This is a genomic window from Bradyrhizobium sp. SZCCHNR1053, assembly GCF_032381235.1.
Lineage (GTDB): Bacteria > Pseudomonadota > Alphaproteobacteria > Rhizobiales > Xanthobacteraceae > Bradyrhizobium.
Window position 1 is genome coordinate 90,648 of sequence record NZ_JAUHJM010000009.1, and the last position, 13,952, is coordinate 104,599.

The following is a 13,952-nucleotide window of genomic DNA, read 5'->3' on the forward strand; positions in this document are numbered from 1 at the left end:
CTTAACTCGGACGGATGGTCCGGGGCCACGGGGAAACGCTTGCGGCTCGCGCTGTCGTTGTGACGGCGCCGCTCGCCGCGGGCCATGCATCGCCGTCACCCACGCGAAGCGGGGACGGCGCCAACAGGGAGGGAGTGCCAGATGAAGTTGCTGCAGACATTTGCACTGACGGCGACGGTCGCCGCCGCGACCGTGCTCGGCGCATCCGCGCCGGCACGCGCCGAAGGAAAGACCATCACCTTGTGCTGGGCCGCCTGGGACCCGGCCAATGCGCTGGTCGAGCTGTCCAAGGACTTCACCGCCAAGACCGGCGTCAGCATGAAGTTCGAGTTCGTGCCGTGGCCGAACTTCGCCGACCGCATGCTCAACGAGCTGAACTCCAAGGGCAAGCTGTGCGACCTGATGATCGGCGACTCCCAGTGGATCGGCGGCGCCGCCGAGAACGGTCAATATGTCAAGCTCAACGAGTTCTTCGATAAGGAAGGCATCAAGATCTCCGACTTCATGCCCGCCACCGTGGCCGGCTACGCCGAATGGCCGAAGGGCACGCCGAACTACTGGGCGCTGCCGGCGATGGGCGACGCCAACGGCTGGACCTATCGCAAGGACTGGTTCTCACGGTCCGAAATCCGCGAGGAGTTCAAGAAGAAGTTCGGCCGCGAGCTCGACGCGCCCAAGACGCAAGCCGAGCTGAAGGACATCGCCGAGTTCTTCCAGAAGCGGGTGATCGACGGCAAGACCGTCTATGGCGCGGCGATCTTCACCGAGCGCGGCTCGGAAGGCATTACCATGGGCGTCACCAACGCGCTCTATCCGTTCGGCTTCAAGTATCAGAACCCGAAGAAGCCGTATGACATGCAGGGCTTTGTCAATTCCGACGACGCCGTGAAGGGCCTCGAATTCTACAAGGCGCTGTACAAGTGCTGCACGCCGCCCGGCTATTCGAATGGCTACATGCAGGAAGGGCTCGACGCCTTCAAGTCCGGCCAGGTCGCGCTGCAGATGAACTGGTTCGCCTTTTTCCCGGGCCTCTACAAGGACCCCAATGTCGGCGGCGACAAGATCGGCTTCTTCGTCAACCCGGCGCAGAAGGAGAAGGGCTCGCAGCTCGGCGGGCAGGGCATCTCGGTGGTGGCCTATTCGCCGAACCGTGCCGAGGCGCTGGCCTACATCAAATGGTTTGCCTCGCTCGACACCCAGAAGAAATGGTGGGCGCTCGGCGGCTATAGCTGCCACAAGGGCGTGCTCAACGACCCCAACTTCAAGAACACCGCGCCGTTCGCCGCCGACTTTCTGGTGGCGATGGACCAGGTGGTCGATTTCTGGGCCGAGCCGTCCTACGCGCAGCTCCTGCTCGCCATGCAGAAGCGCGTCCACGACTATGTCGTCGCCGACCAGGGCACCGCCAAAGGCACGCTCGACGGGCTGATCGCCGACTGGACCAAGGTCTTCAAGGAGGACGGCAAGCTCTGACGGCCGCGGCACCTCGCGCACACGCGGGCTGTGCCACGACAATCCCTCCGGCGAGCTTCGGCTTGCCGGGCGGACCAACCAGTCTCACCGCCAGCCAGAAGCAGCCAGTGAAGCAGTCCCTCGCATGACCGACCAAACCGGACTGAGCAGCCTCGTCGACCGCGCCGCCCTGGTGACGCCGCCGGTCGTGGCGGGGCGCGTGCGCGGCCTGTCCGAGCGCGCCATCGCCTGGCTGTTCATCACGCCGACCATGCTGCTGCTGCTCGCGATCAACATCTTCCCGTTGATCTGGACCATCCGGCTGTCCTTCACCAATTATCGCGCGAACCGTCCGAACGCCACCGTGCTCGATGTCGGGCTCGCCAACTACCAGTCGATCCTGACCGATCCGGACGTCTGGGCGGCGATGACGGTGACCGCGCGCTTCGTGTTCTGGACCATCCTGATCCAGACCGTGCTGGGCTTCACCCTGGCCTGGCTGATCGACAAGAAATTCCGTGGCCACGGCCTTTGGACCACGTTGATCCTGCTGCCGATGATGCTGTCGCCAGCCGTGGTCGGCAATTTCTGGACCTTCCTGTACCAGCCGCAGATCGGCCTGTTCAATTACGTCATCGCCGCCGTGACCGGCATGCCGGCGTCGTCGTTCCAGATGCTGGCGCAGGTGCCGCTGGCGCCTTGGGCCATCGTCGTCGTCGACACCTGGATGTGGACGCCCTATGTGATGCTGATCTGCCTCGCAGGCCTGCGCTCGATTCCCGACTACATCTATGAGGCGGCCGAGGTCGACCGCGCCTCGCCGTGGCGGCAGTTCTGGTCGATCACGCTGCCGATGGCGCTGCCCTTCATCATGCTCGCGGTGTTGTTCCGCGGCATCGAGAACTTCAAGATGTTCGACATGGTCAACCTGCTGACCGGTGGCGGTCCAGGCTCGACGACCGAGGTCGCCTCGATCACCTTGAAGCGCGAGGCGTTCGAAAAGTGGCGCACCGGCTATTCCTCGGCGTTCGCCATCATCCTGTTCGTCACCGTGTTCGGTCTCGCCAACATCTACGTCAAGGCGCTCAACCGGGTGAAAAGCCGATGACCGGTCTCGCAACCGCCCATTCCGTCGTTGATCCGTCGCCGCTGACCAAGCGGATCGCGGCAACCGTGGTGATCGCCTATGCCCTGATCACTTTGGTGCCGCTGCTTTGGATCTTCATGACCGGCTTCAAGTCGCCGTCGGACGCGATCGCCTATCCGCCGAAGCTCGTCGCCGAGCCGAGCCTCGAGGGCTATTGCAACCTGTTCACGACCCGGACCCGGCAGGCGCCGGAGTACATGGCCAAACTGCCGCCGGCTGCCAGTCTGTGCGACCGCATCTCGCGCGGCCGCAACATGGTGGTCGCGGGTCCATCGAACTACATCCCACGCTACGTGAATTCGCTGGTGATCGCGTTCGGCTCGACCGCGCTGTCGGTCGTGCTCGGCACGCTTGCGGCCTACGCCTTCTCGCGCTTCAAGGTGCCGCTGAAGGATGATCTGCTGTTCTTCATCCTGTCGACCCGGATGATGCCGCCGATCGCGGTCGCGATCCCGATCTACCTGATGTATCGCGAGCTCGGCCTGTCCGACACGCGGCTCGGCATGATCCTGCTCTATACGTCCGTCAACATCTCGCTCGCGGTCTGGCTGCTCAAGGGCTTCATGGACGAAATCCCGCGCGAATACGAGGAGGCGGCGATGGTCGACGGCTACACCCGGCTGCAAGCCTTCTTCAAGGTCGTGTTGCCGCAGGCCACCACCGGCATCGTCGCCACCGCGATCTTCTGCCTGATCTTCGCCTGGAACGAATATGCCTTCGCGGTGCTTCTGACCTCGGGCACGGCGCAGACCGCGCCGCCCTTCATTCCGATTATCATCGGCGAGGGCGGCCAGGACTGGCCGGCGGTTGCGGCGGGCACCACGCTGTTCCTGATCCCGATCGTCGTGTTCACGGTGCTGCTGAGGAAACACCTGTTGCGCGGCATCACCTTCGGAGCGGTGCGCAAATGAGCGAGTCGATCCGGAACATGCCTGCCGATGTGGCCACCACGCGCTGGCCACGGGCGCTGCGGCGCGGCCCGATGGAGACGCTGGCGACGATCCTCATTGCGGCGGGCGTGCTGATGCTGCTGCAGCCGTTCGCGCTGGTGCTCTACACCTATTCCTTCATCACCACGCTCGCTGGTGTCGTGATGTTCACCATCGTCTCCAAGTTCCCGGACTGACGCCATGGCCGAGATCCGGATCGAGAACCTGTTCAAGGAGTTCGGCGGCTTTGCCGCCGTGCGCGGCCCAAGCTTCACGATCGCCGACGGCGAGTTCTTCTGCCTGCTCGGTCCGTCCGGCTGCGGCAAGACCACCACGTTGCGCATGATTGCAGGCCTGGAGCTGCCGACGTCGGGGACCATCAACCTCGGCGGCGAGGACGTCACCGTCCGGCGCGCGCGTGAGCGCGACATCGCCATGGTGTTCCAGCTGTTCGCGCTCTACCCGCACATGAACGTGCGCAGGAATATCGCCTTTCCGCTGGTCTCGATGGGGGTGCCCAAGGCGGAGATCAGGCGGCGGGTCGAGGAGGCGGCGCGCATCCTGCGCATCGACCATCTGATCGACCGTCCGGTGAGCGGGCTCTCAAGCGGCGATCGCCAGCGCGTCGCGCTCGGCCGCGCCATTGTCCGCGAGCCCAAAGCGTTCTTGATGGACGAGCCGCTCGGCGCGCTCGATGCCGAGTTCCGTCACATCATGTGCGGCGAGCTGCGCGCGCTACACGACCGGCTCAAGGCGACCACTGTGTTCGTGACTCACGACCAGCTCGAGGCGATGTCGATGGCCGACACGATCGCGGTGATGAATCGCGGCGTCGTGGAGCAGCTCGGAACGCCCCAGGAGATCTACGACCGTCCCGCCACCATGTTCGTCGCGGACTTCATCGGCTCGCCGGCGATGAACTTCATCCGCTTCGAGGGCAGGCTAGGCGCCGGCACGAACTGCGTGCGCATCGACGACGCCGAGATCGGCGTGCCCGAGCTGCGCGAGGATGCCGGGAGCGACGAGCTGGTTCTCGGCGTGCGGCCGGAGCAGGTGGCGCTCAGCGCGGAAGGCGGGCTGCGCGGCGAGGTGTTTGGCACCGAATATCTCGGCACCACCCAGATCATCACCGTCATGACGGCTCGCGGCACCGTCAAGGCGCGCGCGCCCGCGGCGGTCCGGATTGAGCGCGCCGAGCCGGTCGGACTCAGCTTCCGCGCCGACCGGCTATCGCTGTTCAACGCCGCCACGGGCCGTGCAATCCGCACGGCGCTGTATGAGCAGCCGGTGAGAGGAGGGCGCCATCATGGCTGAGACGCGTCTCAACGCCGTCAGCAAGTCGTTCGGTTCCAAGCCGGCGGTTCGGGATTTGTCGCTGATCATCCGCGATGGCGAGCTCGTGGTGCTGCTCGGGCCGACCGGCGCCGGCAAGACCACGACCTTGCGCCTGGTGGCAGGCCTCGACATGCCGGATGGCGGCAGCATCACCATCGGCGGCGTCGATCAGACGAAAGCGACGCCGGCCGCGCGTGACGTCACGTTCGTGTTTCAGCAATATTCGCTCTATCCGCATCTTTCGGTGTACGACAATCTCGCCTTTCCGCTGCGCTCGCCGGTGCGCAAGATTCCGGAGGCTGAGATCAAGCGCATCGTCGGTGACGTCGCGGGGATGCTGCGGATCGAGGACAAGCTCGGCAACCGCGCTACTCAGCTCTCGGGCGGTCAGATGCAGCGCGTGGCGATCGGCCGTGCGCTCGTGCGCAGACCTGCGATCGCGTTGCTCGACGAGCCGCTGTCCTCGCTCGACGCCAAGCTGCGTTCCGAGCTGCGCATCGAGCTCAAGCGCATCCAGCAGGATCTCGGCGCCACCATGCTCTATGTCACCCACGACCAGATCGAGGCGATGACACTTGCCAACCGCATCGGTGTGATCGAGCAGGGCCGGCTGGTGCAGGTCGGCAGCCCGCGGGAGGTCTATGAGGATCCGGCCAATGCCTATGTGGCGACCCGGCTCGGCAGTCCCGGCATCAATCTGCTGCCGCGTGGGCTGTTCCCGGATCTCGCAGTGCCGGGCGACGTCGCGACGATCGGCGCGCGCACCGAGCACATGACGGTCCGGCGCGCCGAGACCCGTGCGAACGCACGGGTGAAATGGATCGAGCACCTCGGCGATCAGAATCATCTGCATATCACGCTGCAGGACCAGACCATCGTCAGCCTGGTCGAGCCGGATACGGAATTGAAAGTCGGCGACGCCGTCGCTATCGAGTTCACCCGGCCGCTGCTGTTCGACCGGGCGGGCCAGCGGGTGAGATAGACAATGGACCAGGCGTTCAAGCGCAGGCTGATCATGGCGATGGCCGATGCTATCATCGCGCATGCCGAGGAACTGACCGCGCTCGATTCGGCGATCGGCGACGGCGATCACGGACTCAACATGAAGCGCGGCTTCGAGGCCGTTCTCGCCGACGTAGAGAACATTTCAGCCAAGCCTCTTCCCGAGGCGCTGAAGGCGGTCGGCATGGCGCTGGTGATGAAGGTCGGCGGTGCGTCCGGTCCGCTCTACGGCACGCTGGCGATGGGACTCGGCAAGGCGTTGCCACCGGTGCCATCTGCCGCTGAAGCGGCGGCGGCGCTGGGGCGTGCCATTGCGGACGTGAAAGCCCGCGGCAAGTCGGAAGCAGGCCAGAAGACCATGCTCGACGTCTTGATCCCGGTGCAGGCAGCTTTTGCGGCCGGTGGCGACGATCTCGCCACCCGGCTGCCCGCGATCGCTGCCGAAGCCGCCGACGCCACCGTGCCGATGCTGGCGATCCGCGGCCGTGCTTCGTTTCTCGGCGAGCGTTCGATCGGGCACATGGATCCCGGCGCGCGCTCGTCCAGCCTGCTCGTGCAGGCGATCTGCAGCGTATTCAATGAGGCCTGATCATGAGTGAGCAGAAGAATGTCGGCATCGTCATCGTGTCGCATTCCGCCAAGGTGGCGGAAGGCGCGGCCGACATGGTCAGGCAGATGGTCGGCGACAGCGTGCCGCTCGCAGCGGTCGGCGGCAATGCCGATGGCGGACTCGGCACCGACGTTGGCGCCATCATGGGCGCGATCGACAAGGCATGGTCGGAGTCAGGTGTTGCGATCCTGGTCGATCTCGGCGGCGCTGAAACCAACAGCGAGATGGCGGTGGAGATGATGCCCGAGGAGCGGCGCGAGCGCATCGTGATCTGTAACGCGCCGCTGGTCGAAGGCGCGGTGATGGCGGCGACGGAAGCCTCCGGCGGCTCGCCGCTCGATGCGGTGCGCGCAACCGCCGAAGAGCTGATGGGCGGATGAGCAGGAACGAGAATGGCTGACGGTGGAGAGATCGGCATGCAGGAAGCGAAGGCGCATGCGCTGCTGACCAACGAGGTCGGGCTGCATGCGCGGCCCTCGGTCAAGCTGACCCAGCTCGCCAAGCGCTTTGCGTCGACCATCGAAGTCGCGATCGCGGCCGACGGGCCCTGGACCGATGCCAAGAGCCCGGTGAAGATCATGCGCGTCAAGGCCGCCAAGGGCGAGACGCTGTTCCTGCGCGCCAATGGAACCGATGCCGAGGCCGCCATCGCCGCGCTGGTCGATCTGGTGAACCGCAAGTTCGACGAGGAGTGACGATGGAGCGGCGTATCTTCGGGCGGGCGGCGTCGGACGGGCTGGCCATCGGGCCCGCGGCGATCCTGCATGCGCTGGAGGGCGCCAGCCGGAGGAAAGGGACGATCGCCGAGGAGCATGAAGCGCTCGCCGTAGCGGTCGCGCATGCGCGCGAGGCCGTGGCCGAGCTGATCGACAGGCTCGAGGGAGACGCCGCCGAGCTGATCGGCTTTCAGCTCGCGCTGCTCGAAGACGATGCGCTGACCGAGGCGGCTTACGTCCAGATCGAGGGCGGCGTCGCTGCGGATGCGGCCTGGCGCGCGGCGATGGCGGAGGAGATGGCGGGGTATGAGTCCGCCGAGGACGAATATTTCCGCGCCCGCGCCGGCGACCTCGCCGACATCCGGGATCGCGTGCTGCGACACTTGTTCGGCTTGCAGCAGAACGGCAAGTTGCCGAAGGGGGCGATCGTCGTTGCGCGTGATCTGGCGCCATCGGCTTTCCTCGCCATCGAGTGGACGAATGGAGGGGGCATCGCGCTCGGCGAGGGCAGCCCGACCAGCCATGTCGCGATGTTGGCGCGCAGCCGCGGCGTGCCGATGGTGGTTGGGCTCGGTCACGATTGGGACAAGCTGACAGGGGATTTGCTGGTCGATGGCGGTCGCGGTGTCGTCATCGTCGATCCCAGCGCGCACTCTGTCGCCGCCGCGCGGGCGGAGGACGAGACGGTCTCGCGCCGCAGGGCGGAGGCAAGGGCGCGGCAGCACGAACCGGCACTGACGCGCGACGGCACCTTCGTTTCCGTGCTCGTCAACATCTCCGGTCCTGGTGATATGACGGCGCTGCCAGCCGCAGCGTGCGATGGCGTCGGTCTGGCGCGCACGGAGTTTCTCACCGGCAACCTGCTTCACGATGAGGAGGCGCAATATCACGCCTATGCCGAGCTCGTGCGCTGGGCCGAAGGCCGGCCGGTCACGATCCGCACGCTCGACGCGGGCGGTGACAAGCCGATTCCGGGCTACACGATCGATGGTGAGAGCAACCCGTTTCTTGGCCTGCGTGGCCTCCGTCTGTCGTTGCGTCATCCCGAGATCTTCCGTGTTCAACTGCGCGCGCTGGCGCGCGCCGCTGCGCTCGGACCGCTCAAGGTGATGCTGCCGATGGTGACCAATGCAGCGGAGCTGGACGTCGCGCGTCGCCATCTCCGCGCCGTGCTCGCCGAATTGGCCGCCGGCAACGTCGCGTTCGCCGCGCCGGCCTTCGGAATGATGGTCGAGGTGCCGGCTGCTGCGTTGGCAGCGCATGACTTCGCTGCGGACTTCTTCTCGATCGGCACCAATGACTTGACCCAATACGCGACCGCTGCTTCGCGTGACGGCGCCGAGGTCGCCGACTATGCCGACGTGCTGCATCCCGGGGTGTTGGCGATGATTGCCCATGTGGTGCGCGCTGGTCGTGCGCGGGGCGTGGAAGTCTCGATCTGCGGCGACGCCGCCGGGGATGTCAGAGCCATTCCGGCGCTGCTTGGGGTCGGCGTGCGCGCGCTGTCGGTCGCGCCGGGCCTGCTGCCGCTGGTGAAGTCGGCGATCCGCGAGCTTGACCTCGCCAAGGGCACGGAAAAGGCCGCGGGAGAGGGCGCATGAGTGACCAGGATGCATCGGGGGGCGCAAGCCCGCTCGCCGAATACAAGGCGATCCTGCGCGCGGTGATCGACAGCCGTCCCTCCGGCACACGGCAGCGGTTGGCGGAGGCGATCGGCAAGAATCGCAGCTTCATCTCGCAGATCGTCAATCCGGCCTATGCGACGCCGATCCCACTGCAGCATCTCGAGACCATCTTCCACATCTGTCACTTCTCGCCGCATGAGCAGCAGGCGTTTCTGACCGCCTACCGCGCCGCGCATCCGGGCCGGCTGGACGAGGCCGAGGCGCAGCGGCCGATGCGGCGCCTCGTGGTCGAACTGCCGGACTTCGGCGACTCCGCGCTCAACGCCCATGCCGACCGCATCATCACTGGCGTCGCGCGCGGCATCACCGCGCTGATCTCGGCCAACGAAAACAACGACGACGCCGAACCCGGAGGGAAGCCATGAAGAAGCTGATCAACGCCGTTTCCGACGTGCTGACCGAGAGCCTGCAGGGTTTTGCCGCCGTGCATGGCGACATCGTCACGCTGGGCGAGGACAACAAGTTCGTTCGCCGCAAGAGCCTCAAACCGGCCAAGGTCGCGCTGATCTCCGGCGGCGGCTCCGGCCATGAGCCGCTCCATGCCGGCTTCGTCGGGCCGGGCATGCTCGATGCCGCCTGTCCGGGCCAGGTGTTCACCTCCCCGACGCCTGACCAGATGCTCGCGGCCGCGCAGGCCGTGGACACCGGCGCGGGCGCGCTGTTCATCGTCAAGAACTACGAAGGCGACGTGATGAATTTCGCGATGGCCGCGGAGATGATGGAGGGCAAGGTCGCGACCGTCATTACCGACGACGACGTCGCGGTCGAGACCTCGACCTATTCGACCGGCCGCCGCGGCGTTGCCGGCACGCTGGTCGTGGAGAAGATGCTTGGCGCCGCGGCGGAGCAGGGGCGCGATCTCGATGCGCTCAAGGCGCTCGGCGACAACGTCAACAAGCGCACGCGGTCGATGGGCGTGGCGCTGACCTCTTGCACCGTGCCGGCCGCCGGCAAGCCGACCTTCACGCTCGGCGAGGACGAGATGGAGATGGGCGTCGGCATCCATGGCGAGCCCGGCCGCCGCCGGGTCAAGCTGGCCTCCGCGGACGCCATCGCCGAGGAGATGATGGGCGCGATCCTGGCCGATCTTGCAGCGAAGCCCGGAACTCCATGCCTGCTGCTGGTCAACGGCTTCGGGGCCACGCCAGCGATGGAGTTGTACGTGATGGCCAATGCGGCGCGGCGCATCCTGGAAGGCCGCGGGCTCGCCATCGCGCGCGGGCTGGTCGGCTCCTACGTCACCTCGCTCGACATGGCCGGCTGCTCGCTCACGGTCACCGCGCTCGATGAGTCGACGATGGCGCTGTGGGACGCGCCGGTGCACACGGCCGCCCTGCGCTGGGGCTGCTGAACCGAGGTCCGCTCAGCGGATCTCGTTGGAGTAGTAGTGCTGCGCCGTCGTGGCGCGGTGCTGGCTGAGGATCGCCAGCGCGCCGGTCTGGTCATAGGCTTCCTCGTCGATGACGAGCACGGCGGCCGGCGCGGAGAGGCCGAGCAGCTTGCGGTCCTCCTTGGTGGCGACCTCGGCCGTCACCTTCTCGCGCACCGCGGCGATCCGGAGGCCATAGGCCTCGAGCAGATGGCGGTAGATCAGGGCAGGGACCTTCTTCGGCTCGCGCGGAAATCCCGCCACGCGGCTCGCGACCATCGAGATCCGCGAATGCAGCACCGGCGCGCCGGCGACGCGGCGGATGCGATGAAGATGCAGCAGCGGCTCGCCGTCGGCCACGCCGAACAGCGCTGCTTCGGCCGGCTCGGCGGTGCAGGTCGTCACCGACAGCACCTCGGCTTGCGACTGCAGCAGGCTGCCGTCCGCGCCGAGCAGGCGGAAGTACTGGAAGAAGAAGCTGAGCCCATGCTGCGACGCGCGGCCCGTCACCACCGTGCCGGTCTTGCGCCGCCGCATCAGCATGCCGCCAGCTGTGAGGTCGGCCAGCGCCCGGCGGATGGTGCCGACGGCGACGCCATATTGGTTGGCGAGCGCGACCTCGCCGGGCAGCACCGTGCCCGGCGGCATGTCGCCGATCAGGATCGCCTCGGCGATCTGCCGCTTGACATGCTCGTAGAGCGGCACCGGCAGCGCGCCCGGACCCGCACCGACTCCGTCTGCCGCTTTGCTGGCCACAGCTGCCTTTTTCATGGAATTGACAAATGCCGCGTCGTGAATTCTATTTCTATATAGAATATAGGATTGAGCAGACGGCAAATGATTTCTCAGGGCATTCCAGTAGATCGGAGCCAGCCCGGCCTGGCCGGCGCCTTCGCTGCGATCGACGGCATGGCCGAGACTGCCGTCGTGGACCTGCGGAAGCTGGTGGCGGTCGATACCAGCTTTCCGCCGGGCGCCGGCTACGATACCTTTGCCGACGTGATGGAGCAGCTCGCTAGGCCGCTGGCGCTGGATTGCGAGCGCGTGATTGTCCCGGAGGATCTATGGCGCGCACCGGGCGCGCGCGGACCGCGTACGAATCTGATCGCACGGCGCCGCTCCGGCAGACCGGTGCTCGGGCTCTATTTCCATGTGGACACAGTACCGGCGGCGCCCGGCTGGGCGACCGATCCGCTGCAACTGAGCCGCGACGGTGACCGTCTGACCGGACTCGGCGCAGCCGACATGAAGGGATCCGTCGCGGCAGCGCTGCTCGCGCTCCGCGCCGCGCAGCAGACTGGATTGTCGCTGGCCTATGATCCGATGCTGCTGCTGTGCACGGACGAGGAGGCGGGGCTTTATCCCGGAGTGCGCTACCTTGCCGAACAGGGGCGCCTCGAAGGGCATATTCTGAATTTCAACGGCAGCGCCATGCCGCGGATCTGGGCCGGCTGCTTCGGCCTGTTCACGCTCACGGTGCGCGTTCACGGCACGGCGGCCCATGCCGGCGAGCAGCGCCGTGCCGGCGCCAACGCGATCGAGGCGGCCCTGCCGATCCTCAATGCGCTCGCCGCTTTGAAGCCGCTCGTCGCGCAGCGGACATCGACGTTGCCGCCACCTCCGCAGACGGCTGGACCGCTCACCGCGAGCCTCGACATCTCGGCTATTCATGGCGGCCAATGCGGCGGACAGATCCCCTCGCTGGTCGAGATTCTCCTGTGCCGCCGCTATGCGCCCGAGGAGGACTTCGCCGCCGCGCGCCGCGAGATCGAAACGGCGATCCGGCAGGCGGCCGGCATGCTCGACGTCGAGATCATCCTCACCGGTCATCTGATGCCGACATCCGATCCCGGCGGGCCGCATTGGCCGCGCTGGCAGCAGGCGCTGTCGGCCGGTTTCGGCTACGCGGCCGAGGACTTCGCCCGATGGGGGGCGTCCGGCTGCTCCGATTTCGGCTGGGTGCAGCAGGCCACGGGCCTGCAGGAGGTGCTGCTCACGGGTCTCGGCAGGCCCGATAGCCGCATCCATGCGCCGGGCGAATCGACGACGCTCACCGACATCGTCGCATTGGCGAAGTCGGTGCTCGCCTATCTTGCGGCCGAGTTCTGTCCCGAGCTCTCTCCCGAAGCCATCACGCCCGAAAAGGACTTCGCCCGATGCCGTCCGTGACTCGTCGTCATTTCCTTGCCGGCTCCGCGCTCGCGCTTGGTGCCCTGCCGCAAGTCTCTCTCTCCGCCGAGGCGCCCAAGCGCGGCGGCGTGTTGCGGATCTCGGTCGATCAGGGTGCGGCCGTCATTCACCCGCTGCTCGCGCGCGTCAATCCGGAATACCTTATTACCGAGCTGCTCTATTCCAACTTGACCCGGTTGAAGCCGGACATGTCGGTCGAGCCGGACCTCGCGTTGTCGTGGCAGGCCGGCGCGGGGCTCACCGAGTGGACGTTCAAGCTGCGGCCCAATCTCAGCTTCCACGACGGCTCGCCGCTGACGGCGGAGGATGTCGTCGCGACCTTCAAGGCGATCCTCGATCCGAAGACCGCGTCACCGGCGCGTACCAATGTCGGCCCGATCAAGGATGTCGCCGCCGTAGATGCGTCGACCGTGCGGTTCACGTTATCGGTTGCCTTCGCCGATTTTCCGGTCGCGCTCGCCTACAACAATGCGCGCATCGTGCCTGCGAAAGTCGTTGCCGCCGATCTCGCCAGCCTCGCCACAAAGGCGAATGGTTCAGGGCCGTTCAAGCTCGTGTCCTATGAGCCGGACCGCAAGATCGTCGTCGAGCGCAACCCGGTCTATTACGATCCCGCGCGGCCCTCACTCGATCGCGTCGAGATCCTCGTCTATCCCGACCGCACCGCCGAGGCATCGGCTCTGATTTCGGGCGACATCGATCTCATGTTGTCGACCACGCCCGGCGAATATGAGCGGCTCGGCAAGGCCAGCGGCGTCAAGGCGGTGCGGATCCCCTCGGGGCAGTTTCTGAACGTCAACATGGGCTGCGACCAGAAGCCGTTCAACGACGTTCGCGTGCGCCAGGCGCTGGCGCTGACCATCGATCGCGAGGCCATGGCCGGCTTCGTGGCCGGCGGCTATGGCACGCCCGGCAACGACACGCCGCTGAGCCCCGCCTACCGGTTCTATCAGGGCAGCAAACTGAAGAAGCCCGACATCGCCAGAGCCAGGCAATTGCTCGCCGATGCCGGCTATCCCTCCGGCATCGACCTGACGATGGTGGCATCCGACAAGCCGGACACGCGCACGCAGCTCGGCGTTGCGATCCGTGAGATGGCGGCGCCCGCCGGCTTCCGCATCAACGTTCAGACGATGCCGCACGCAACCTATCTCGATCAGGTCTGGAAGAAAGGCAATTTCTACGTCGGCTTCTACAACATGCAGTCGACCGCCGACGCGATCTTCAAGCTGCTCTATACCTCGGATGCGGCCTGGAACGAGACGCGCTGGAACAATGCGCGCTTCGACGAGATCGTCAATGCGGCGCGTAGCGAGACCGACGATGCCAATCGTGCCGCGCTCTATGCGCGGGCCCAGACGATGATGAGCGAGGAGGTGCCGTCGGTCATTCCGGTCTTCTTCGACATCCTGGCGGCGCAGCGCGCCTATGTGGAAGGCTACCAGCTGCATCCGCGTGGGTCGGTGTTCCGGCTCGATCTCGTCTCGCTCGGCGCCGGCGCGCCCAAGCGCAGCTGA

15 protein-coding genes are annotated in these 13,952 nt (G+C 66.4%); 14 read left to right on the plus strand and 1 reads right to left on the minus strand.

All coding sequences use genetic code 11. The features are described 5' to 3' along the window. The first annotated feature begins 141 nt into the window (after positions 1–141). The 12 genes from QX051_RS20755 to dhaK all read left to right on the plus strand — a co-directional run bounded on the left by QX051_RS20755 (position 142) and on the right by dhaK (position 10,227). Positions 142–1,473, plus strand: coding sequence for an ABC transporter substrate-binding protein (locus tag QX051_RS20755; RefSeq protein ID WP_315777415.1), 1,332 nt, complete (start codon positions 142–144; stop codon positions 1,471–1,473). A gap of 124 nt (positions 1,474–1,597) precedes the next feature. Continuing rightward, complete coding sequence (locus QX051_RS20760) at positions 1,598–2,560, plus strand: sugar ABC transporter permease (RefSeq protein WP_315739280.1); 963 nt, start codon at positions 1,598–1,600, stop codon at positions 2,558–2,560. Further along, positions 2,557–3,510, plus strand: a complete 954-nt coding sequence (locus tag QX051_RS20765; protein ID WP_315712568.1) for a carbohydrate ABC transporter permease — start codon at positions 2,557–2,559, stop codon at positions 3,508–3,510. The genes QX051_RS20760 and QX051_RS20765 overlap by 4 nt, the downstream gene beginning before the upstream one ends. A 17-nt stretch (positions 3,511–3,527) precedes the next feature. Continuing rightward, the gene (locus QX051_RS20770) at positions 3,528–3,725 is read left to right on the plus strand and encodes a hypothetical protein (RefSeq protein ID WP_315739282.1); all 198 of its coding nucleotides are present in this window, start codon (positions 3,528–3,530) and stop codon (positions 3,723–3,725) included. Between the two features lie 4 nt (positions 3,726–3,729). Further along, complete coding sequence (locus QX051_RS20775) at positions 3,730–4,842, plus strand: ABC transporter ATP-binding protein (protein WP_315739283.1); 1,113 nt, start codon at positions 3,730–3,732, stop codon at positions 4,840–4,842. Next, the gene (locus QX051_RS20780; RefSeq protein WP_315777416.1) at positions 4,835–5,845 is read left to right on the plus strand and encodes an ABC transporter ATP-binding protein; all 1,011 of its coding nucleotides are present in this window, start codon (positions 4,835–4,837) and stop codon (positions 5,843–5,845) included. Before QX051_RS20775 ends, QX051_RS20780 begins: the two co-directional genes overlap by 8 nt. Before the next feature lie 3 nt (positions 5,846–5,848). Beyond that, positions 5,849–6,454: a dihydroxyacetone kinase subunit DhaL gene (dhaL, locus tag QX051_RS20785; RefSeq protein ID WP_315777417.1), complete on the plus strand. Its 606-nt coding sequence runs from the start codon at positions 5,849–5,851 to the stop codon at positions 6,452–6,454. Between the two features lie 2 nt (positions 6,455–6,456). After that, positions 6,457–6,855: a dihydroxyacetone kinase phosphoryl donor subunit DhaM gene (gene dhaM, locus QX051_RS20790; protein ID WP_284416623.1), complete on the plus strand. Its 399-nt coding sequence runs from the start codon at positions 6,457–6,459 to the stop codon at positions 6,853–6,855. 12 nt (positions 6,856–6,867) lie between these two features. Beyond that, positions 6,868–7,170: an HPr family phosphocarrier protein gene (locus tag QX051_RS20795; RefSeq protein WP_315739286.1), complete on the plus strand. Its 303-nt coding sequence runs from the start codon at positions 6,868–6,870 to the stop codon at positions 7,168–7,170. Positions 7,171–7,172: 2 nt separating this feature from the next. Further along, entirely contained in the window at positions 7,173–8,792 is a 1,620-nt protein-coding gene (gene ptsP / locus QX051_RS20800; protein ID WP_315777418.1) for a phosphoenolpyruvate--protein phosphotransferase, read from the plus strand. Further along, a complete protein-coding gene (locus tag QX051_RS20805) occupies positions 8,789–9,241 on the plus strand; it encodes a hypothetical protein (RefSeq protein ID WP_315777419.1) in 453 nt (150 codons plus the stop codon). The genes ptsP and QX051_RS20805 overlap by 4 nt, the downstream gene beginning before the upstream one ends. Then, the gene (dhaK, locus tag QX051_RS20810) at positions 9,238–10,227 is read left to right on the plus strand and encodes a dihydroxyacetone kinase subunit DhaK (RefSeq protein WP_315777420.1); all 990 of its coding nucleotides are present in this window, start codon (positions 9,238–9,240) and stop codon (positions 10,225–10,227) included. The genes QX051_RS20805 and dhaK overlap by 4 nt, the downstream gene beginning before the upstream one ends. A 12-nt stretch (positions 10,228–10,239) precedes the next feature. Here the strand turns inward: dhaK and QX051_RS20815 are convergent, their stop codons facing one another. Continuing rightward, entirely contained in the window at positions 10,240–11,016 is a 777-nt protein-coding gene (locus QX051_RS20815; RefSeq protein WP_315777421.1) for a GntR family transcriptional regulator, read from the minus strand. A gap of 66 nt (positions 11,017–11,082) precedes the next feature. Here QX051_RS20815 and QX051_RS20820 point away from each other — a divergent pair, with 66 nt between their 5' ends. Both QX051_RS20820 and QX051_RS20825 read left to right on the plus strand, forming a co-directional pair. Then, positions 11,083–12,414 carry a M20 family metallopeptidase gene (locus QX051_RS20820; protein WP_315777422.1) on the plus strand — a complete coding sequence of 444 codons (1,332 nt, stop codon included), beginning with the start codon at positions 11,083–11,085 and terminating at the stop codon, positions 12,412–12,414. Then, positions 12,402–13,952 carry an ABC transporter substrate-binding protein gene (locus QX051_RS20825; RefSeq protein WP_315777423.1) on the plus strand — a complete coding sequence of 517 codons (1,551 nt, stop codon included), beginning with the start codon at positions 12,402–12,404 and terminating at the stop codon, positions 13,950–13,952. The genes QX051_RS20820 and QX051_RS20825 overlap by 13 nt, the downstream gene beginning before the upstream one ends.